Genomic DNA, 20593 nt, shown 5'->3' on the forward strand with positions numbered 1-20593 from the left:
TGCGAAGACGAGGAGACGGCGGGCGTTCTGCCGTGGCCTGCGGGCTGCAAAATCATCATGCCTGAGCCAGCCACGCCAGCGGAAACTCGACAATCGTCTGTGGCCCGATGGCAACCAGGGCTGCGCGCGCCGCATCATGGAAACGCGGGGTGAAACCGGGCAGGTCGCCGATCAGCGTCCGCGTCGCCAGGTCCCAGACCGTCGTCCCCGTGTCCGCCGCGACGTACAGGCGCTTGCCGTCACTGAACAGGTCGAGAACGCGGGTCTTTTCGTCCATGTCCATGGGCCAGCACGCGTCGGCAGACAGCGCCGCCTGCACCGTCGCATCAAGGATGCGCACGCCCGGCCCTTTACCGGATTCCTCGAATTCCTCCTCGTCCCAGTCCGCCGTGCCCCACAGCGCGACGTGGCGCTCGCTGACCCAGCAGGCGGGCGTATTCCAGTCGTCACGCATCGCGACGCGCACGACCGAGGCGCCGTCTTCGCTCTCCCACGGATTCGAACCGAGCCAGTCGGTGACGGACCAGGCCAGTGGAATCGAGACCGGCTGCCACACCCATCCATCATCGAACAGGCGGCTGCCGTCCGGGCTGGCCCGCAGCTGTCCGTGGAAATAGTCGTGGTAATGCGCGGGGCAATCCTTGCCTGACTCATATGTTGCGATGTGGCGCTCGGTAAGCGACTTGCCGGTCGCCGCATCGGCAGCGTCTAGGCGGTTCCAGTCGGTGCGATGGACGAGGACATTGCGCCCTTCATGGCGGAGGAAGCACGCACTGAAGGGCACCTGTTCGGCGTGATAGTCGCCGCCATCGAGGCGCATTGTGATGGCGCCGGACTGCGTCTCCACCACAATGCCGTGCCGGCCCTGGTCGACAACAATGGCCGCAAAGGCGCCGTCCGCCGAGGCGTGCAGCCGCAGGCCGGGCGGCAGGCGCTCACGGTCCGGCGGCAGCTCGGGAAGTTCCACCCGGCACAGTTCCACGCTGGCTCCGCTATCGAGATCGACCCCGTGCAGCGCGCCGTCCGTGGTCAGGACCAGCACATGGCCGTAGGGCGCCTGGACCGGGCAGGCGTCCACGATGGGAAGGGCGGGCCATGCGAGGGTGCGCAGCGGGTAGGCATGCCCATTTGTCGCCTGCAACATGCTCTCATTGATCGTGATCATATTAAATTCCTGGTTCGCGGAACATCCAAAATGCGTCTGCCGCAGCAGCGGCGCCCTTTTTTTAATGCTTGCCCGGCCATGATCCCATGGGCGGGGAGCCGTCAGGCTGCCGCGCGCAAGGGACGCAACGCCGCCATGATTTCGCCGGCCAGGCACTCCACCGCCGGCGAACCGCTGTTGCGTCCCCTGATCAGCACGACCTCGAGCGGCTCCACCGGCGGCAAGCCCTCCGCTTCGCCCAGCCGCACCAGGTGCGGCGGGATGCTGCACTCGGCCAGCGCCGCCACCGCGAGGCCCGCATCGACCATCGCCACGATGCCCAGCAGGCTCGGGCTGCTATACGTCGCGCCGTACGGCCTGCCGCTCTTTTCCAGCGCAGCCAGGGTGTGCTCGCGCGCCACGCAGCCCTTGTCGAACAGCGCCACCGGCAGCGGCGATTTTTTCCACACCGCATGCCGCTGCGAGCCGACCCACACCATCGCTTCACGCCGGATGAAACTGCCTTCCAGATCGTCGGCGCGGGTCACGAACGCCAGGTCGATCTGCCCCTTTTGCAGCAGCGGCTTGAGCAGCGTGCTTTGCAGGCAGACCAGCTCGATCTCGACATTGGCGAACAGCTTCGTGAAGCGTTCCAGCACCGGCGGCAGCAGGGACGCCACGTAGTCGTCGGGCGCGCCGAGCACCACGCGCCCGACCACCTCCTGCGTGCGCAGCGCGGCCAGCGCCTGCTCCTCCAGCGCCAGCATCTGGCGCGCGTACGGCAGCAGGCGCTCGCCGGCCGCCGTCAGCTCGATGCGGCGCGTGTGGCGCGCGAACAGCGCCTGCCCCACCGTTTCTTCGAGCTTCATGATCTGCATGCTCACCGCCGCCTGCGAACGGTGCACCGCATCGGCCGCGCCGACAAAGCTCATGTGGTCGGCCGCGGCCACAAAGGTGCGCAGCTGGTTCAGGTTCAGGTCTGGAGTCATGGTTTCGATTATCGAATGAATTTCATCAATTAAATCAGCTTGTTTGATGTATGGCGCTGCCCGATGATAGCCCGAAACCACTCACCGGAGCAGATCATGTCCAATCCCGCCGTATCGTTCGCCGCTGCCATGCTCATGCTTGGCACGCTGGGTATTTTCTTCCACGAGGCCGCGCTGGCGCCCGTGATGACCGTATTCTTCCGCTGCGCTTTCGGGGCCGCCATCCTGCTGGCGTACTGCGCGTACAAAGGCATGCTCAAGCGCAGCAACGTTTCGTTCAACAACCTGATGCTCGCCCTCGGCAGCGGCATCCTGATGTGCGTGAACTGGGTGATGTTCTTTGAAGCGATCGCCCGCGTCGGCATTTCCGTGACCACCATCGTGTACCACGTGCAACCGTTCCTGGTCCTGATCTTCGGTTCGCTCCTGCTCAAGGAACGCGTCAGCGCCAACAATATCGGCTGGGTCGTGGTGGGATTCGCCGGCCTCGTGCTGGCATGCGGACTGCGTACCGACATGGCGCTCAGTTCCACCTATCTGATCGGCATCGCCTGCACGCTCGGCGCCGCCGTCGCCTACGCCGGCGTCACCCTCACCACGCGCGCCATCCGCGGCATGCCGCCCCACCTGACGGCATTGACGCACTGCCTCACCGGCACCGTGCTCACGGCCGGGTTCTTCAGCATGCCCGCCGGCGGCATCGATGCCGCCCAGTGGGGCTGGCTGGCCGGACTGGGACTGATCCCCACCGCGCTCGCCTATGTGATGGTGTACGGCGCCACGCCGCGCATGAACACGGCCGTTATCGCCGTGCTGACCTTCCTCTATCCGGCTGCGGCGCTGGTGGTCGACTTCGTCGTCTACGGCCACGCGATCGGCGCGCTGCAGCTGGCCGGCTTTGCGCTGATCGCCAGCGCCACGCTCGGCGTCAACCTGCAATGGCATTTTTTCCCTTCCCTGAAAGGCGCATGATGCAGCCCTATCAAGCCCGGCGCGCGCAGCTGATCGCGCGGATGCGCAAGCAAGGCGGCGGCGTGGCCGTCATTCCCACCGCGCCCGAAGTCATGCGCAACAACGATGTCGAGTATCCGTTCCGGCACGACAGCTATTTTCATTATCTCTCCGGCGTGACCGAGCCGGAAGCGGTGATCGTATTGGTGGCCGGGGCGCAATCGCGTTCCATCCTCTTCTGCCGCGACGTGGATGCCGCGCATGAAATCTGGCATGGATTCCGGCATGGCCCGGCCGGCGCATGCGCGCATTTCGGGTTCGACCAGGCGTATTCGATATCGGCGCTCGACCAGCACCTGCCAGCCCTGTTGACCAACGCGCCGGCCCTGTACGCCGGCATGGGCCGTAACGCTGCCTTCGACGAGCGCCTCAACGGAGCGCTGCGCGGCCTGCGCGCCGCGGCGCGCTCCGGCGTGCGCGCGCCGGCGGTCATCCACGACGTTCACATGCTGCTCGACGACATGCGGCTGCTCAAGGATGGCGGGGAACTCGACATCATGCGGCGCTGCGCCGCCGTGGCGGCCGATGCCCATCTGCGTGCCATGCGAACAGCGCGTGCCGGGCTTGCTGAATACCAGGTCGAGGCCGAGCTGCTGTACGAATTCCACCGCCAGGGCGCGGCCGCGCCGGCGTATCCATCCATCGTGGCGGCGGGCGCGAATGCCTGCGTGCTGCACCACAATCCCGGCCGCACCCAGCTGCGGGATGGCGAGCTGCTGCTGATCGATGCCGGCTGCGAGCTCGACAGCTATGCATCGGACATCACGCGCACCTTCCCCGTCAACGGCCGCTTTTCGCCCGCGCAAAGGCGGATCTACGAGATCGTGCTCGATGCCCAGTTGGCCGCGCTCGCCGCGGTGCGCCCCGGCGCGAGCGTGATGGCGCCGCACGAGGCGGCGGTGCGCATCCTGTCCCAGGGAATGCTCGACACGGGCTTGCTCGACGCCGACCGCGCCGGCTCGCTTGACGACGTCATCGGCAGCGGCGCCTATCGCCAGTTCTTCATGTGCAAAACCAGCCACTGGCTCGGGATGGATGTGCATGACGTCGGCAGCTACCGCGAACCGGGCGGCGACGCCTGGCGCACCCTGCAGCCGGGCATGACGCTCACCGTCGAACCGGGCCTGTACATCAGGCCGGCGCCAGGCGTGCCGGAACAGTTCTGGCACATCGGCATCCGGATCGAGGATGACGTCGCGGTGACGCCATCGGGCAGGGAAGTGCTCAGTGCCGGCGTACCCAAGGCAATCGACGACATCGAAGCGCTGATGCGTTGACAAAGGCATGCCGATGACGCACGCTGAGGGCCACAGAACCCATCAGGAGCGACGCGTGAACCTTTCCCCGGCCATTCCCATTTTGCGCATTTTTTCGGAGCAAAAAGCCAGGGAGTTTTACCTGGACTTCCTGGGCTTCGCCTGCCAGTGGGAGCACCGCTTCGAGGAGGGCATGCCCTTGTATATGGAGATCAAGCGTGGCGAGCTGGTGATCCACCTGAGCGAACACCATGGCGATGCCACGCCCGGCTCGACCATCTTCGTCCATCTCGATGACATCGACGCGCTGCACCAGGAACTGACGGCCAAGAACTACGCCTATGCGCGTCCGGGTGTCGACGACCTGCCGTGGGGCCGGGTGATGCAAGTGGCCGATCCCTTCGGCAACCGCATCCGGTTTTGCCAGCCGCCGCCCTGACAGTCGGTGGTACGACAGCTACATCTGCCGGAAATGATGCAGGTAACTCCGGCTGACCGGCAGCACCTCCGCGCGTCCGCGCAGGTGCACGTCGGCCGTCTCGTTCACCCCGCGCACTACCTCGCTCACGTAATGCAGATTGACGATCACCGAGCGGTGGATCTGCACGAAGCGGTCCGGATCGAGTTCGTCGCCCAGTTCGCGGATGCTCTTGCGAATCAGCGCCTCGCCATCGTCCCACACCACCGAGGTGTACTTGCCGTCCGCGCGGATGAACGCCACCTGCTCCACCGCAATCAATCGCACCCGGCTGCCGACCGAGGCCTTGATCCACTGCAGCCAGTTGCGCGTGCCGCCGCGCTGGCGCAGTTCGCTGGCCATGCGTTCGAGCATCGCGTCGAAGGCCGCGCCGGCGTCGGGTGCTCGCCCCAGCCGTTCCTGCAAACGCTGCACCGTGTCGGCCAGGCGCGCCGCGTCGATCGGCTTGACCAGATAATCGATGGCGCCCTGCTCGAACGCCTGCACCGCATACTGCTCGTACGCGGTAATGAACACGATCTGCGCCCGCCGCGCCAGCGCCCGCGCCGCCTCGATGCCGTTCAGGCCGGGCATGTGCACGTCCAGGAACACGATCGCCGGCTGATGCTGGTCGAACAGCTCGACCGCCTCGCCGCCGTTGCGCGCCTCGGCCACGATGTCCAGCTCCGGCCACAGCCGCGCCAGTTGCGCGCGCAGGTGCTCGCGCAGCAGCGGTTCGTCGTCGGCGATCAGGGCGGTCGGGTGGTTCATGCGGCGCTCCGTGGTTGAAAAGTCAGTTCGACGTGCAAGCCGTGCGGCATCTGCTCGTGTAAATCCAGCTTCGCGCCGGCGCCGTAAAAAGCCTGCAGGCGCGTGCGCACATTGGTCAGCCCGGTGCCCGGCTGGCCAAGCTCCGACATGCCGATACCGGTGTCGCTCACCCACAGGCTCACGCGGCCGCTGGCTGCATCGCGCTGGCCGCCGACCTCGATGCAGCCGCCGTCAAGGCTCGGATCGATGCCGTGCCGCACCGCGTTCTCCACCAGGGTCAGCAAGGCCATCGCCGGAAACGGCAAGGCGCTCAGCCCGGGCGCCGTCTCCACCGTGAACCGCAGGCGGTCGGGCATGCGCATGTGCATCAGCTCCAGATAGGCGCGCACCAGCTGCAGCTCGGTGTCGAGCGTGGCATCGGCATCGTTCAGGCGCGGCATCGCGGCCTTGAGGTAGGCGATCAGATGGCGCAGCACCGGCCCCGCGTTGTCGGATTTGGCCTCGACCAGCGCCTCGATATTGGCCAGCGTATTGAACAGGAAGTGCGGTTCGATCTGCGCCTGCAGCAGGCGCAGGCGCGCGTCGAGCAGCTCGCGCTCGAGCGTGTGGCGCTCGCGCTCGGCCTGCAGGCGCGCCGCGCGCTCGTGCGCCTTGCGTTCCAGGCGCAGTGCCACGAGCGTCACCAGCACCCCGACGATGAGCGCGACGACGGCCAGCATGACGTAGCCATACGCCAGCTCGCGTTTGGCGGGGCTGTTTTCCGTCAGCCGGAAAATGGCCAGCGTGGCGACTGGCGCCATCAGCGCCACTGCCAGCAGCCGTACCAAGGCCGGCGGCAGCCAGCGCTGGCGCAGCGTGCCGCTCGCCGTGTAGGTGAGCAGCAAGGCGATGGCGATGAAACCGATGCGCAGCAGCACCGACAAAAACGGCCCCGACGACAGCGTTGACAGCACCCACGTCAGTTGCAGCGCGATGAGCGTCACCACCAGCGCCTGGCGCAGGGTCGGCAGCGCCGGATGGCGCGAGGGCAGGGCAGGTGGCGGCGCGTTGGTCATCCCGCCACAATAACCGTTCGCCGACCGTCGTTCAAGCCCGGAAAACCGCCGCCGGTCGCGCCGATCGCCGCGCGCCCTCGCCAGCGGCGCCGCCCGCGCCTACTGTGTGCAGATCCGATATCACACCAATCACACGAAAGGAAGTCGCATGATCTTGCAAACTGCTGGAAGCATGCCGCACACGGCGCCGGGAGGCACGGCGGGCGTGACCGCGCGGCGCGACAGGGTCGACACCGCGCTGGCGTGGTCGGCGCGCCTGTGGTTTGGCGTGGCCGTGCTGGGGCAACTGCTGTTTGCCTGGTACGTGGCCGTGTTCTACGGCGGCGCGCTGGCGCACGGCGATCTGGCGCAATGGAACAAGGTCATGCCGCGCGGGTATGTCCCCGGCGACACCGCCGGCAATGCCGCCATCGGCATGCACATGCTGGTGGCGGTCGTCATCACCATCGGTGGCGCGCTCCAGCTGATGACGCCGCTGCGGCGCCTGGCGCCCTCGTTCCACCGCTGGAACGGGCGCGTGTATGTGCTGCTGGCGGTGGCGTCCAGCCTCGTCGGCCTGTACATGGTGTGGTTTCGCGGCGCGGTGGGCGGCCTGGCGCAGCACGTGGGCATCAGCGGCAATGCCGTGCTGATCGTGCTGTGCGCGGTCTTTGCCGTGCACCATGCGCGCGCCGGCCGCAGCGCCCTGCACCGGCGCTGGGCGCTGCGCCTGTTCCTGGCGGTCAGCGGCGTCTGGTTCTTCCGGATCGGCCTGATGGCCTGGATCGTGGCCAACAAGGGGCCGGCCGGGTTCGATCCCGTGACCTTCCAGGGGCCATTCCTGAGCTTCCTGTCGTTTGCCCAGTACCTGGTGCCGCTTGCGGTGCTGGAGCTGTATGCGCGCGCGCGGGCGAGCGATAGCGTGGCGGCGCGCAGCGCGATGGCCGTCGCCATGCTGGTGCTGAGCGCGGCGACGGCGGCAGGCGTTGCTGCCGCGACGATGATCCTGTGGCTGCCGCATCTTTAGAGCGTCGTTCAGGCGGGGAAAGCCTCGGCCGTCGTGCGCACGGCCAGTGAGCTGTCGGCCGGCACCGGCAAGCCTGACCACACCCAGTTGTGGTGCGCGATGATGGCCGGCGCAGCGAGGTGCGGACGGTCGGCGGTGGTGTGCGCATCGGACAAGACCACCACCTGCAAGCCGCGCGAGGCCGCCGCGCGCACGGCGGTGTCGATGCAAAATTCGGTGGCGAAACCGCTGATATACAAGGTGGTGGTGGCGCTGGCGGCCAGCTGCGCCGCCAGGTCGGTCGCGGCGAACGAGTCGCCGGCCAGCTTTTGCACCGTGCTGTCGGTGGCGGCTTGTTCCAGCGCCGGGATGACTTGCCAGGGTGCCGAGCCGATGCCGGTATCCGCATCCGCATGCTGGACGAAGATCACCTGGCCGCCCTGCGCGCGGATGCGCCGGGCGGCGTGGTTGATGCGATCGACAACGCCGGCGCTGTCGAAACACGGTTGGGCGGGATTGTTCAGCCATGCGTTCTGCATGTCGATGATCAGGAGTGTGTTCATGGGGGCCGGCTCGTGGTGAATGAAGAGGCGCCCAGTGTTATCGAAAACGTCAGCTTGATAAACGGTCATCCGGTTCGGAGATTGGTAACCAGCGCTTGCGAATCGGGATAGCGGAAATTCCTAAACCGGGGTCAGACCTCCAATTAGAAACAAATGCCTGATGTGAACAAAAAAGTGCTGCGCCAGTGCGTACCAGTAGCGCGGACCCCGGTCAGGCAACGAAAAAGTTTCGAGTCGGAGGTCTGACCCCGGTTAGGCAACAAAAAAGTTTCGAGTCGGAGGTCTGACCCCGGTTAGGAAACAATGGGCAGGGCGTCGGCCAGTTGGCGGCCGAACAGCGTACGCGACCATTGCTGGCGGTTGCCGATCACGTACAGGCGCCGTTTGGCCCTGGTCGCGGCAACGTTGATGATGTTGGGCCGGCCAGCGGCCCAGTTGCGCGCTTCGTTGGTCTTGCCGCCAAGGACGAACACCACCGTCTCGCACTCTTTGCCCTGGAAGGTATGCACCGTGCCCACGTGCCCGTGCAGCCACTTGGCGATGGCCTCGTCGTCCGCGTCGCCCGCCCACTCGTCGGCGCGTGCCCGCAGCAGCCCCGTCAACTCTTGTGCCACCGATTTGAACGGCGAGATCAGGAACAGGTCCGGCAGGCCGTGCGCCTCGCCGACCCAGCCGTTGCTGGCGTAGCGCACCACGATGCCGGCCGCCGCCGCGCCTTCGCGCTCGTTGTAGTGCTCCTCGAACTCGCCGCCGGCAACGTCGTGCCAGCACGACGGACCGAGCAGCGGCCGCAGCGCGGTGGCCTGCTCTTCCTCGGCACGCGCCGGGCCGTAGACCATCTTGGCGTTGTAGGCAATTGCGTTCGACAGCGAAAACATCGGGTCGGCGCAGCGCCGGTGCACGCGCAGCGGCGCGCCGACCCACAGGTCGCTGCCGTCGTACTGCACCACGTTGGCGCCGAAGCGGTTGCCGCGGTCGGCCAGGTGCTGGGCCGAATACGCGGTCAGCTGGTGCTCGGCCGGCGCCTGGTGGTAGCTGAGGATGCCGTAGTCGAGCTTCTTGTCCATCGCGACCATCGGTTCGACCTGCAGCGGGTCGCCCACGATCAGGGCGCGCTTCGAGCGCCAGATGGCGCCCAGTGCGTGCGAGGGCACCGCCTGGCCGGCTTCGTCCACCAGCAGCAACCCGATTTCTCCTTCGCCAAGGTCGGCAAAGCAGCGCGATACCGACGCGAATGTGCTCGATACCACCGGCACGGCCAGGAAAAAGGTGGCCCACAAGTGGCGCGCCATGGCCGCCAGGTGCGGCTGGATGTAGCCTTCCTGCCCCAGCATGGCCAGCGCCAGGCGGAAGTTGGTTTCGAACGGCTTGCCGGCATGCTTGAGGAAAGCCTTGTGCAGCTGCATGGCGGCGACGAACACCGCGGCGCGCGCCGCGTGATATGTCGCGTTGCTGCGCGGCAGGGACTTCTGTTGCTGCTCGACCGGGAGCGCGGCAAACGCGGCCGGGTCGAAGGCGGCTTCGCCCAAGGTGGCCGCGAGCGCGTCGAGGCGCTGGCGCACGCTGCGCAGCGCCGCGGCGTGCGTGGCAGCGTCGGCCCGGGCCGCCTGCCAGTGCGCCGCGCAGTCGCTGGCGCTGGCCAGCGCTTCCAGGCGCGCCACTTTCAAGCGCGCGCGCTCGGTGCGCAGGCTGTCGTACTCGTCCGACAATGCCTGCTGGCGCGACTGGAATGCGGCGAACTTCGCCTTGCTGAAAAAGCGCGCCAGCAACTGGCGCCAGGCCGGCCATTCGGTGGCGTGCAGTTCGCGTTCCTGCAGATTGGTGGCGATGGCGCAGGCATTGCCGGCGCTATCGGTATCGAGCGCGGCCAGCGCCGCGCTGGCGTCATCGTTGCGCTGGCGTGCCGCGGCGGCGGCCCCATCGAAAGCCGCGCACAGGTCGCGCGCCGCCTTCCATGCCGGCAGCGCGCTGTCGTAATCGAGGATCGCGGCCTGGATCGCTTCGACCTCGGCCACGGCCTGGTTGAAGCGGGTGCGCGCCGCTTCCCAGTTGAGCGAGGCGCCGGCGGCGGCGAGCTGTTTCGCCAGCCCAGTCTCCTTGAAGGCGCCGAGGCGGTTGGCCACCAGGCTGCGGTTGGCCATCTTGCCGAGGGGGACCGAAATCAGGCCCCAGCAGCGGATCTTGCCATGCTCTTCGCCGGCATCGTCTTCCCCGGGTGCCTCGGCCTTGGCCTCGGCCTCGCCTGCCTCGCCCGGCAGCATTTTCTTTTCTTCGTTGAGAATCGATTCGGCGCTGGCGGCAAAGTAGTCGAACGGTTGGCCGTCCACCAGCAGCGCCTGCGGCGCCACTTTCTTGATGCTGGGCAGGTCGAGCGTGATGTTCTCGACCGCCTTGTTGTTTTCGCTGGCGACCACGATGCCGCTGTCGAGCAGGCGCTCATCGATGTGGAAGCATGGCCCCTTGAAGGCGACGCCGCTGCTGTTGGCCGGATACTCCACCTGGTGCGGCGAGCGCGCAAACGCCGTTTCGGGATTGGCGAATTGCACCAGAATCCTGGCGCGCTCGACCACGCGGGCGGCGATGATGTCCATCAGCAGGGTGGTCTTGCCGGTGCCGGGCGGGCCGTTGACCGAAAAGATGCCGCCGTCGGCCAGGGTTTCCAGGCCGATGTTGACGGCCACCTGCTGCATCAGGAACAGCGGAAACTCGGTCGGCCAGCGTCCCACCGGAAAACGGCGCGGATCGAGCGCGGCGTTGACCGAGGCGGGACGGGTGATGTCGCGACGCGCGTCGCTACGACGCGCGTCGCCACGCCGGGCGTCGCTACGTCGGGCGTCGCCACGCTCGTGGCCGTCCAGGTAAGCCTGGATCTGGGCCGAACCGTCGCCGTGCTCGGCCTCCTGGCGCATGCGGTCGAGGTCATCGAGATAGAAGGAATTGACCGGGTCCATCTCCGGCTCGCGCGGAAATTTCTTGCCGCGGCGGTCGAGCAGCGTGACCTCGTGCGCGCATAGCTGGGCGCGCGCGAGCAGGGTGCGCGGCTTCCAGTCCAGCTCGCTGATGAGGAAGTCGGTGACTTCGTCGAACCAGTCGGCGTCGGCGATGCCGCGGTTGCCCATGGCCAGTTCGTGCAGCTTGTTCTTCAGGCCGAACAGGGTCACACCATAGCCGATCCGGGTCTTGTTTTTCTTTTCCGCGAAGGCGACGGCGAACGCGGCCAGCTGCAGCGTGTCGACGCTGGGCCGGCCGTCCGAACCGATCTCGATGGCGCACAGGAAGGTGTTGCCCTTGGCCGGATGGACGTGGTTGCCGCTGAATTTTTCCTCGGCCGCATCGAGCGGGAACATCTCCACCAGCTCGGCTTCCAGCACGCCTTTCTCGACCAGGCCGAACCAGACGAAATACTTGTGCCGGCCGTGCGGTGCGTCGTCCGCCAGCGTGCCGCGGGGCGCCGCCAGCCACGGCAGCTTTTCGTCGTAGCGCTTGAAAATGGCGGGCCGCTTGCCTGGTCTGGGAATATCCGGATACATGAGCGCTTCGACATCGAACCAGTATCGAAGCGTGTTGACATACGGTGCAGGCATAGGATTTTTCCGGGAGTGTGGCTGCCCGGTGAACACGCGGGCAGCCATCATGCATGACCGTGCGGGGGCGGCCATTTGACAAGGCGGGATTGTAACTTCACCCACGGCAAAACATGGGCCGATTTCACAATGGCGCACGCTGCCGGCGGTTGCAGGTCTCCTTGCCGGCGCGGCGCTATCCGGCGTGGCGCTGTCCGGCGCGGCGCTGTCCGGCGCGGCGCTGTCCTACCCGGCGTAGTTGACCGGGCTGCCGGCCTGCGGCGCGTGCGCGTCGCCGGTGGCCGTGCCGGCGCTGGCCTGGTCGACCATGTGCGCGTAACCGCTGTAGTCGGCTACCTCGAAGCCGAATGGCACGCGCGTGGCGGCCTTGTCGTAATTGGCGTGTGGGCGCACGGCCTGGGTCAGGTCTTCGCGGTTCCAGCCCGCGCCGATCGCATGGGCGATCAGGCGGCCCTGTTTCCTGGCAATCGGGGCCGGGCTGCCCCACAGCGCCGGCGCGCCGGTGAACCACAGGCCGGGGTAGCGCGCATGCAGCACGTTGCCGACCAGCTGCTGCGGCACCTCGCTGCCCTCGGCCAGGATCGACTGGCTCTGGTAGCCGGTGCAGCAGACGATCACGTCGGCATCGCAACTGCTGCCGTCGACAAAATGGACGCTGCGCTCGGCCACGTGCGCCAGTGCCGGGCGCAGCGGCACCATGCCGCTGCGCACCGGCCCGAGCATGGCGTCGCTGACGGTGATGCGCTGGCGTCCCACATCGATTTCGTGGCTGGACGGGTCGACCGCATGGCCGACCGCCCCGTGGGCGCGGCACGCTTTCCACAGCCTGGCCTGGTAGCTGTGGCGGTAGGCATCCTTGAGCGCGCGCGTGGCCACGTCGATCGGGCTGCCGTGAATCAGGCGCGGCACCAGCCAGGTCGGACTGCGGCCCGACAGCACCAGTTGCTGCGCCACCGGAAACAGCCTGGCCGCGCACTCCACGGCTGTATTGCCCAGGCCGACGATCAGCACGCGCTGGCCGGCAAAGCGGCTGATGTCGCGCACGTCGGACGAATGGATGATGCGGCCCGTAAAGTCCGCCGCCCCGGCGATGTCGGGCATTTGCGGCGCGTGGTACAGCCCGCCCGCGTACACCACCTGCTCGAAGTGGCGCAGCAGGGGCGGGGCGGCCTGGTCCGCGCTGGCGATCAGCAGGTCGGCGCCGCCCGAATGCAGCGACGGCGTCACGCACAGCACCTTGGTCGAGGTGAAGATGCGCGAAGCGAGGCCCTGGCGCTTGATGGTGTCGAGGCATTGCTCGGTGTACGCGGCCCAGCTGCCCGCTTCCGGGCGCGACAGCGGCAGTTGCGCGGCCGCATTCTGGACCAGGTCCGGGTAAATCGTCGACAGCGGATCCTTGCCCCACAGCCCGCCGGGCTGCGAGCGCGCCTCGAACAGGACCGGGTCCAGGCCGCGTTGCAGCATCTCGGCGGCACAGGCCAGACCACTGCTGCCGGCGCCGATGATGGCGATGCGGGGCCGGTTCAGTGCGCCGCCGGCGACGCGCGCGGCCAGGTCGGCGAAGGTGGGCAAAGCGGCGCTCACCGGCACAGCTCCGCGCGGCCCAGGGCACAGGGCGTCGTGTCACCGGCCGCTAAGGCCAATTGCCCGGATCGGGACATCACATCAATAGATCGACATGTCGACATAGTATTCACCACTCGCAGGACGGATAAATGAAACGGCCGGCCTTTTGCGCCGGCCGGGAACGCGCAGTTAATGCCGGATACGGCATTTTTGCGAAATATTGTTATTTCGCCGGGGCGATTAAAAACGATTTGGCATCGGAGTGTCAATCAATATTGCACAGGTATTACCAATCGCAATTTATGTCGCATAAGAAAATGTGCTAAGTAATTGAATTTAAACGGGTTTGGTTTTCGCTTCTATTTTATGGTGTTGTTGTTGCGCCAATTGAGATGTTGAAAATTAGATCACTCCCGACTGCCTTGCCGCGCGAGGTGACGAAGTATATGTATAGACACGAAACCCCTTGATTAATTAATTGAACATTAATTGTTATGGTAAAAAGACCATATTTGTCACGGCCTTGTCATATTCATCTGCCTGTTTATTAAGCTGAGTGCGCTTGAATATGTGGCAATGGAATGTGCGGAACGGCGGGTACTATGCTAAAACGGACAATAAAGGGTTGTATTTACGCATATTCAGCAAAGTTATTGATCTACCTCATGTCGGGGAGAAAAAACCGCCCATCCGGATCACGCTTGGCGCGGCCGGAACCCGGTCCGATCAAAAATGATCGTTTGGAAACTAGTTAATCGATTGCAGGCTATGATGACTATCCATCGCACATATTTGAGGAGTCATTGAATGGTTGAGGCAATCCGCGTTCCCGACATAGTTCCGCTCGAACACATCCTGCCGGATGAACCCTTGCTGATGATGGGCGCGGGCCCGGTGCCGATTCCGGCCGCCGTGGCGGCCGCCAATTCGATCGTCATCAACCACCTCGGCGACACCATGAACCAGGTGATCGCGCAGGTGAAGGAGATGGGGCGCTACGTCTTCCAGACCAGCTCCTCGCACGTGATGGGGGTCGGCGGGCCGGGCTCGGCGGCGATGGAAATGGCGATCGCCAACCTGGTCCATCCGGGCGACAAGGTTTTATGCATCTGCAACGGCTACTTCAGCAAGCGCATGGCCGAGATGGTCAGCCGCGTGCGCGGCGAGCCGACCTTGCTGCACATCGACAACAACGAGAGCGCGAGCGTCGAGCTGGTGCAGCGCGAACTGGCCAAGGGCAACTATGCCGCCATCACCCTGGTGCAGGGCGAAACCTCGAACACGGTGTGCAACCACAGCCTGGGCAGCATCGCGCGCATGGCGCACGAGCACGGCTGCCTGGTGATTGTCGACGCCGTCTGCACCCTGAGCACGATGACGCTCGACATGGATGCCTGGCAGGTCGACGCGGTCATCACGGGCGGGCAGAAGGGGCTGTCCTCGATTCCGGGCGTGTCGCTGCTGGCGTTCTCGGAACATGCCTGGGCCAAAAAGATTGCCTCGCGCAGGCACCAGCCCTACCACTGGTGCCTCGACGCCCAGCTGGCCGACCAGTTCTGGAACCAGAAGTCCTATCACTACACGGCGCCGGTATCGGGCATCCTGGCCCTGCACGAAGCGCTGCGCCTGGTCTGCGCCGAAACCCTGCCGCGCCGCTTCGCGCGCCACCAGCAATGCTCGGAAGCGCTGCAGGCCGGGATCGAAGCGCTGGGGTTGAAACTGCTGGTGCCCAAGCAGCACCGGCTCAATTCCGTCATCGGCATCGTCACGCCCGATCATGTGTCGTCCGACGTGGTGCGGGCGCACATGTCGCGCGTGCACAAGGTCGAAATTTCCGGGGCGTTCGGGCTGAACATCCTGCGCATCGGCCAGATGGGCGAGCAGAGCCGCGCGCACAACCTGTTCCGCACCCTGCACGCCTTCGGTTCCAGCATGCAGGCCGGCGGCGCCAGCCTCGACCTGCCGGCCGGCATGGCCGAACTCGAACGCTCGCTGTCGCGCCATGCGATCGCGCAAGCCGCAAGCTAGTATCCGACATCTGGTAGCGCGATCTGGGGTGAACCTGCGCCGCGCCATGCTGTCCAACCCTGAACCACTCGGGAGACGACCATGGCGCATGCAAACCCCATCCGGATTCAAAAATTCCTCAAGGGCGTGGACTATCCGGCCAACAAGGCCGCCCTGATCGTCAACGCCAAAAAGCTCGGCGCCGATGACAAGGTGTGCGCCTCGCTCGACGCCTTGCCCGACGAAGAGTTTCAGACGCCGGCCGAGGTCAGCCAGGCGTTCAAGGGGCCCGACGACGACGATTGAGCGGCCACGGGAACTTCGGGCACGCTCCGGCGCTCCAAGCTGTACCCGGTTGCGCTGGCATCCGGATGTACACCCCGAGGAGAGTGGCGATGCTCAAGGAGTTCGATGCCGTATCGTTGTTGCAGTGGCACGACGCGCAACTGGATGATGCCGGCTTGCCGGCCCCGGCCGACAGTGTGCTCTGGCGCTGGGTCGAGGCCAATCACCGTCACAACCACCTGCTGTGGGATGAAGAAGACCGCGCCCGCCGCACCGATGCCGGCAGCGCCGCCATTGCCGCCAGCAAGCGCCTGATCGACCGCCATAACCAGTTGCGCAACGATGCGGTCGAAGCGATCGACGAAGCACTGCTCGCGCAGCTGGACGGCGTGCTGCCCCAGCCCGGTGCGCGCCTGAGCAGCGAGACGGCGGGCGCCATGATCGACCGGCTGTCCATTCTCGCGCTCAAGATTTTTCACATGCGCGTGCAGACCCGGCGCACCGAGGCTGGCGCGGAGCATGTGGCGGCTTGCCTGGCCAGGCTGCAGCGGCTGGTGCTGCAGCGGCACGACCTGGCTTGCTGCCTCGACCGCCTGCTTGCCGAAGTCGCCAGCGGGCATGCCTACTTCAAGGTCTACCGCCAGTTCAAGATGTACAACGACCCCGCGCTCAATCCCTGGCTGTACGGGGGCGCGCCGGGCCGGGAGCGCAGCGGGACCGCGCCATGAGCGACGGCCGCATCGATGTGCTGATTCCGACCTGCAATCGGGCGGCGGCGCTGGCCGTGACCTTGACGGCGCTGGCATCGCAAACGGCGCGCAATGTGCGCATCGTCGTGTCCGACCAGTCCGATGGCGATGGCGCCGCCGCCAGCGCCGAAGTGCGCGCCGTGCTGCGCTACCTGGCGGCGCGCGGCGTGCCGGTCGACATGCTGCGCCACCTGCCGCGGCGCGGCATGGCCGAGCAGCGCGCCTTTCTGCTGGCGCAGGTAGCGGCGCCCTGGTGCCTGTTTCTCGACGACGACGTCATTATCGAAAGCGACCTGATCGAGCGTCTGGCGCACACCATGCGGCAGCAGCGCTGCGGCTTTGTCGGCAGCGCCCTGCACGGTCTCAGTCATCGGCACGACTGCCGGCCGCATCAGCAAGCCATCGAATTCTGGGAAGGGCAGGTCGAACCGGAACTGGTCGCGCCCGGCGGCAGCGCCTGGGAGCGGCATCATTTGCACAGCGCGGCCAACCTGTTCCACGTGCAGGCGCAACTGGGCATCGGACGCGACGCGACGCGGCCGTACCGGGTTGCCTGGATCGGCGGCTGCGTGCTGTTCGACACGGCCAAACTGCGCGCCGCCGGCGGATTCGATTTCTGGAAGGAGCTGCCGCCGGAACACTGCGGTGAGGACGTGCTGGCACAGCTGCGCGTGATGGCGCGCTCGGGCGGCTGCGGCATCATTCCGTCCGGTGCCTATCATATGGAATTGCCGACCACCGTGGTGTCGCGCCGGGTCGACGCACCCAGGGTGTTGCTGTGAAGAGCGGGCAGCACGCGCGGCTGGCCCGTGTGCGCAACATCGTCGTGCTGCGTCCGAACGCGCTCGGTGATTTCATGTTCTGCCTGCCGGCCTTGCATGCGCTCAAGCACAGTTATCCGGAGGCGCAGTTGTTGTACATCGGCCTGCCGTGGCACGCGGCGTTTCTGGAGGGGCGGCCGGGCCCGGTCGATGCCGTGGCCATCATGCCGCCGTATCCGGGCATGGGTGTGTGCGGGCAGGGCGATGCCGATCCCTGCGCTGTCGAGGCGTTTGTGGAAAACCTGCGCATGAGCGGGATCGATCTTGCCATCCAGCTGTTCGGCGGCGGGCGCCACGCCAACCCGTTCATCCGGCGGCTCGGGGCGCGCCTGACGGTGGGCATGTGCGCTGGCGACGCCGAGCCGCTGGACCGCAACGTCCGGCATGAAGGGCTGGTCAACCGCCGATTGCAGCTGCTGGAAGTGGCGGCCCTGGCTGGCGCCGCGGCCTGGCCGATGCGGCGCGAGCTTGACGTTTCCGAGGACGATCTTGCCCAGGCAGCGCTGCTGCTGCCGCCGACGCGCGACCGGCCGCTGGTATTGCTGCAGCCGGGGGCGAGCGACCCGCGGCGGCGCTGGCCGGTCGGGCGTTTTGCGGCGCTGGCCGATCTGCTGGTGAATGAAGGCGCCATCGTGGCGGTGAACGGCAGCGCGCAGGAAGCGCCGCTGGTGCGCGCGCTCATCGGGGCGATGCGCCATCCGGCGATTGATCTGAGCGGCAAGGCGTCGCTGGGTGCCTTGTGCGGGATTCTGGCGCGCAGCACGCTGGTGGTATCGAACGATACCGGCCCGCTGCATCTGGCGCTGGCGATTGGCACGCCTGCCGTGGGCATTTATTGGCTGACCAACCTGATCGAATCCGGGCCGCTGCGGCAGGACGCCCATCGCGCTGCGGTATCGCTGCGCGTGCACTGTCCGGTTTGTGGCGAGGAAAACATCAGGACGCGCTGCGTGCATGATGCGAGCTTTGTTGATGATGTAATGCAAGATGAGGTCAACGGGCTGGCGCTGGGGTTGCTGCGTGCCGGACGCAGTGCTGATGCCCATGGCGTTGGCTCAAGCAGCGTTGCTCGCCGGATTCAGGAATCCCATAGCCGCAACTAAGCTCGCCGTTTCCACCGCTATCGCGGGAAGTCGTTTCTGCCAATGGCAGGAACGACGGGGTGACCGGAACGACGAAGATGGCAGCCGGAATGACGAAGGGCAGTGCCTGGAATATCAGAAGGTGGCAACACACAGAACTGGTGCGAAAGCATCATGGCGCCTTGCAGGCAAGGCGCATCCGCGCCACCTCCTCAACGCAGCATCAACAACGCCCTTGCCTGATCGAGCACGGTCTTCGCCTGCTCGCCAAACGGGTCCCACAGACAGCGATGCAATTGCTGGTCGAGCGGCGCCCAGCGCCGGATATCCGCCTTGCTGAAAATAACCACGCTGCGCAGCCTGAGCCCGGCCGCGATGTGCGACACGCCCGTATCGTTGCAGATCAGCAGGCGCGCACGGCTCATCAGCGCCGCCATCGCGCCGATCGACAAGGGCCCGGCCGCATCGACCGGCGCATGCTGCATCAGGCGCGCCACGGCGGCCGTCAGCGGCACCTCGGCCGGCGAGCCGGTCAGCACCGTTTTGAGCCGTGGCCGGATCGCAAGCTGGTCCGCCACCGCCGCAAACTTCGCCGCCGGCCAGCACTTGTCGGCGCACCGCGCGCCCGGATGGATGCACACGTAGCTGCCGGGCGCCAGTCCGCTGGCCACACCGCTCGCTTCCAGCTCCCGCTCGTCGGCAGCGGTGATCGGAAATTCAAGCTGGGGACCGCACGCCGGCGCACCGAGGCCCGTCGCCAGTTCCAGCAGCCGCAGCGGTTCCGCTCCCGTGTCGGGGAAGGGAATCAGGCATTCATTGCCGCGCCCCGGAGCGGCCCCGAATCCTCCCATCGCACGCGCACCGAATGCCCGCACGACGGCGTTGCTGTACTGGCCGTTCCCGTGCATCTGCAGCGCCAGGTCGAAGCGGCGCGCGCGCATGCCGGCGTAGAAATCATGCAGCTGGTCGAGCCTGGCCGACTGTTCGGGAAACGCTTCGTGGCCGGGAAACGCAATGAACTCGTCGACATAGGCGCTGAACCGGCGGGCGAACTGGTCCGCCCAGGGCAGGCCGACCAGGCTGATGCGCGAGCGCGGCATGGCCGCCCGCAAGGCGCGCAGTGCCGGCACCGCGCACAGCATATCGCCGAGCTGAAGCGCGCGGAAAATGACCACGCTGGCGTTATCGTGCCGGGCTAACCAGGAGGATGTCGTCATGGGGTAGTGCCATTGATGTGAGCGTCTTTGCCGCCGATTGCGCAGCCCGGTCATGCCCGCGCGGGCACTTCCCGGTATGACAGGGTGCTGTCGCATCCGTTCGATGCAGCGCGCGGCAGCTTGATGCAGATCGTATGTGGTGCCGGTTGGGCCTCCCTGGCCTCGCAATCCGTGCTTGAAAAATGCGGTATGCTGCCTGCAGTCCACAACACAAAAGGCTGGCCGCATGCTTCAGATGCCATCAACGTTTACGCCGCTGATCACGGCGCAATCCCACTCCGATCCGGCGACGTTCGTCTTCCATGGCAGCCGTCTGCTGCTGCGCGAAGCCGACCTGGGTATTCCCTCCGCAGACGAGCTTGCCGGTCTGGACATCGCGGGCACGCCGCATCCGGTTGGCATCCTGGGCGGGCGCTATTGCCAGACCGTCTGGCACGCCAGCGAGGAGCTGGCCCTGCCGGGGTACACCTGGCGCAGCATGCGTTCCCTGTTCGGCGGCTTCGACGAGGATCTGCTCAGCGTGGCCGGCCGTGCCAGCCAGATTGCCGAGTGGGCACGCACCCACCGCTACTGCGGCGCCTGCGCCCAGCCGATGCAGCTCAAAGCGGGCGAGCGCTGCTACGTCTGCAGCGCCTGCGGCATGATGGCCTATCCGCGCATTTCGCCGGCGATGATGGTGCTGATCCGCAAGGGCGACCATGTCTTGCTGGCGCTGCACGTGGCCTCGCCGAGCAAGCGCTTCACGCCGCTGGCGGGCTTCCTGGAAGCAGGCGAATCGGTGGAAGAAGCGGTGCACCGCGAAGTGTTTGAAGAAGTCGGATTACGGGTCCACAACCTGCAGTATTTTTCGAGCCAGTCGTGGCCGTTTCCCCACTCCCTGATGATTGCCTTCACCGCCGATTATCTGGACGGCGAGATCCGGGTGGACCCCAGCGAAATCGTCGAAGCGCGCTGGTTCGGGCCGAACGACGAATGGCCCGAACGCGTGCCGCACTTTTCCGTATCGACGATCCTGGTCGACGCCCACCGTCCGGACCGCACTGCCTGACAG

The 20593-nt window shown here is 66.3% G+C and carries 18 protein-coding genes; 10 read left to right on the top strand and 8 right to left on the bottom strand.

Going from position 1 to position 20593, the window contains the following annotated elements; all coding sequences use genetic code 11:
• Positions 1 to 55 precede the first annotated feature (55 nt).
• Positions 56 to 1165, bottom strand: a complete 1110-nt coding sequence (locus RBA41_RS19225; protein ID WP_306625835.1) for a hypothetical protein — start codon at positions 1163 to 1165, stop codon at positions 56 to 58.
• 101 nt (positions 1166 to 1266) lie between these two features.
• Positions 1267 to 2133, bottom strand: coding sequence for a LysR substrate-binding domain-containing protein (locus RBA41_RS19230; RefSeq protein ID WP_306625837.1), 867 nt, complete (start codon positions 2131 to 2133; stop codon positions 1267 to 1269).
• A 96-nt stretch (positions 2134 to 2229) separates the two neighbouring features.
• Here RBA41_RS19230 and RBA41_RS19235 point away from each other — a divergent pair, with 96 nt between their 5' ends.
• The 3 genes from RBA41_RS19235 to RBA41_RS19245 are packed head-to-tail and all read left to right on the top strand — an operon-like array spanning position 2230 to position 4839.
• Positions 2230 to 3105 (top strand): DMT family transporter, encoded by an 876-nt coding sequence (locus RBA41_RS19235; protein ID WP_306625839.1) that lies wholly within the window; start codon positions 2230 to 2232, stop codon positions 3103 to 3105.
• A complete protein-coding gene (locus tag RBA41_RS19240; RefSeq protein ID WP_306625955.1) occupies positions 3105 to 4421 on the top strand; it encodes an aminopeptidase P N-terminal domain-containing protein in 1317 nt (438 codons plus the stop codon). The genes RBA41_RS19235 and RBA41_RS19240 overlap by 1 nt, the downstream gene beginning before the upstream one ends.
• A 55-nt stretch (positions 4422 to 4476) precedes the next feature.
• A complete protein-coding gene (locus RBA41_RS19245) occupies positions 4477 to 4839 on the top strand; it encodes a glyoxalase superfamily protein (RefSeq protein WP_306625841.1) in 363 nt (120 codons plus the stop codon).
• 18 nt (positions 4840 to 4857) lie between these two features.
• On the opposite strand, the gene RBA41_RS19250 is transcribed toward RBA41_RS19245, so the two are convergent.
• Together RBA41_RS19250 and RBA41_RS19255 are read right to left on the bottom strand one after the other, a co-directional pair.
• Entirely contained in the window at positions 4858 to 5628 is a 771-nt protein-coding gene (locus RBA41_RS19250; RefSeq protein ID WP_306625843.1) for a LytR/AlgR family response regulator transcription factor, read from the bottom strand.
• On the bottom strand, positions 5625 to 6683 hold the full coding sequence (locus RBA41_RS19255) for a sensor histidine kinase (RefSeq protein ID WP_306625845.1): 1059 nt from the start codon (positions 6681 to 6683) through the stop codon (positions 5625 to 5627). The genes RBA41_RS19250 and RBA41_RS19255 overlap by 4 nt, the downstream gene beginning before the upstream one ends.
• Before the next feature lie 148 nt (positions 6684 to 6831).
• Between RBA41_RS19255 and RBA41_RS19260 the strand changes: the two genes are divergently transcribed.
• The gene (locus RBA41_RS19260) at positions 6832 to 7689 is read left to right on the top strand and encodes a DUF2306 domain-containing protein (protein WP_306625846.1); all 858 of its coding nucleotides are present in this window, start codon (positions 6832 to 6834) and stop codon (positions 7687 to 7689) included.
• A gap of 8 nt (positions 7690 to 7697) precedes the next feature.
• On the opposite strand, the gene RBA41_RS19265 is transcribed toward RBA41_RS19260, so the two are convergent.
• From RBA41_RS19265 to RBA41_RS19275, 3 genes are all read right to left on the bottom strand, one after another.
• Positions 7698 to 8231: an isochorismatase family protein gene (locus tag RBA41_RS19265; protein WP_306625847.1), complete on the bottom strand. Its 534-nt coding sequence runs from the start codon at positions 8229 to 8231 to the stop codon at positions 7698 to 7700.
• A 293-nt stretch (positions 8232 to 8524) separates the two neighbouring features.
• Positions 8525 to 11815: a DEAD/DEAH box helicase gene (locus tag RBA41_RS19270; RefSeq protein WP_306625848.1), complete on the bottom strand. Its 3291-nt coding sequence runs from the start codon at positions 11813 to 11815 to the stop codon at positions 8525 to 8527.
• Between the two features lie 225 nt (positions 11816 to 12040).
• Positions 12041 to 13399, bottom strand: coding sequence for a flavin-containing monooxygenase (locus RBA41_RS19275; protein WP_306625850.1), 1359 nt, complete (start codon positions 13397 to 13399; stop codon positions 12041 to 12043).
• 789 nt (positions 13400 to 14188) lie between these two features.
• Between RBA41_RS19275 and RBA41_RS19280 the strand changes: the two genes are divergently transcribed.
• The 5 genes from RBA41_RS19280 (at position 14189) to RBA41_RS19300 (ending at position 18346) form a co-directional block, all read left to right on the top strand.
• Complete coding sequence (locus tag RBA41_RS19280; RefSeq protein ID WP_306625852.1) at positions 14189 to 15409, top strand: pyridoxal-phosphate-dependent aminotransferase family protein; 1221 nt, start codon at positions 14189 to 14191, stop codon at positions 15407 to 15409.
• Positions 15410 to 15490: 81 nt separating this feature from the next.
• Positions 15491 to 15694: a DUF2795 domain-containing protein gene (locus tag RBA41_RS19285; protein WP_306625854.1), complete on the top strand. Its 204-nt coding sequence runs from the start codon at positions 15491 to 15493 to the stop codon at positions 15692 to 15694.
• An 89-nt stretch (positions 15695 to 15783) separates the two neighbouring features.
• A complete protein-coding gene (locus RBA41_RS19290) occupies positions 15784 to 16401 on the top strand; it encodes a DUF4254 domain-containing protein (RefSeq protein WP_306625856.1) in 618 nt (205 codons plus the stop codon).
• A complete protein-coding gene (locus RBA41_RS19295) occupies positions 16398 to 17204 on the top strand; it encodes a glycosyltransferase family 2 protein (RefSeq protein WP_306625858.1) in 807 nt (268 codons plus the stop codon). Before RBA41_RS19290 ends, RBA41_RS19295 begins: the two co-directional genes overlap by 4 nt.
• Positions 17205 to 17233: 29 nt before the next feature.
• Positions 17234 to 18346 carry a glycosyltransferase family 9 protein gene (locus RBA41_RS19300; RefSeq protein ID WP_306625859.1) on the top strand — a complete coding sequence of 371 codons (1113 nt, stop codon included), beginning with the start codon at positions 17234 to 17236 and terminating at the stop codon, positions 18344 to 18346.
• Between the two features lie 191 nt (positions 18347 to 18537).
• On the opposite strand, the gene RBA41_RS19305 is transcribed toward RBA41_RS19300, so the two are convergent.
• Positions 18538 to 19542 carry a glycosyltransferase family 9 protein gene (locus tag RBA41_RS19305; protein ID WP_306625861.1) on the bottom strand — a complete coding sequence of 335 codons (1005 nt, stop codon included), beginning with the start codon at positions 19540 to 19542 and terminating at the stop codon, positions 18538 to 18540.
• A gap of 226 nt (positions 19543 to 19768) precedes the next feature.
• Between RBA41_RS19305 and nudC the strand changes: the two genes are divergently transcribed.
• Positions 19769 to 20590, top strand: a complete 822-nt coding sequence (gene nudC, locus RBA41_RS19310; protein WP_306625863.1) for an NAD(+) diphosphatase — start codon at positions 19769 to 19771, stop codon at positions 20588 to 20590.
• Positions 20591 to 20593: the final 3 nt, after the last annotated feature.

This window comes from Massilia scottii (assembly GCF_030846495.1).
Taxonomy (GTDB): domain Bacteria; phylum Pseudomonadota; class Gammaproteobacteria; order Burkholderiales; family Burkholderiaceae_D; genus Telluria_A; species Telluria_A violaceinigra.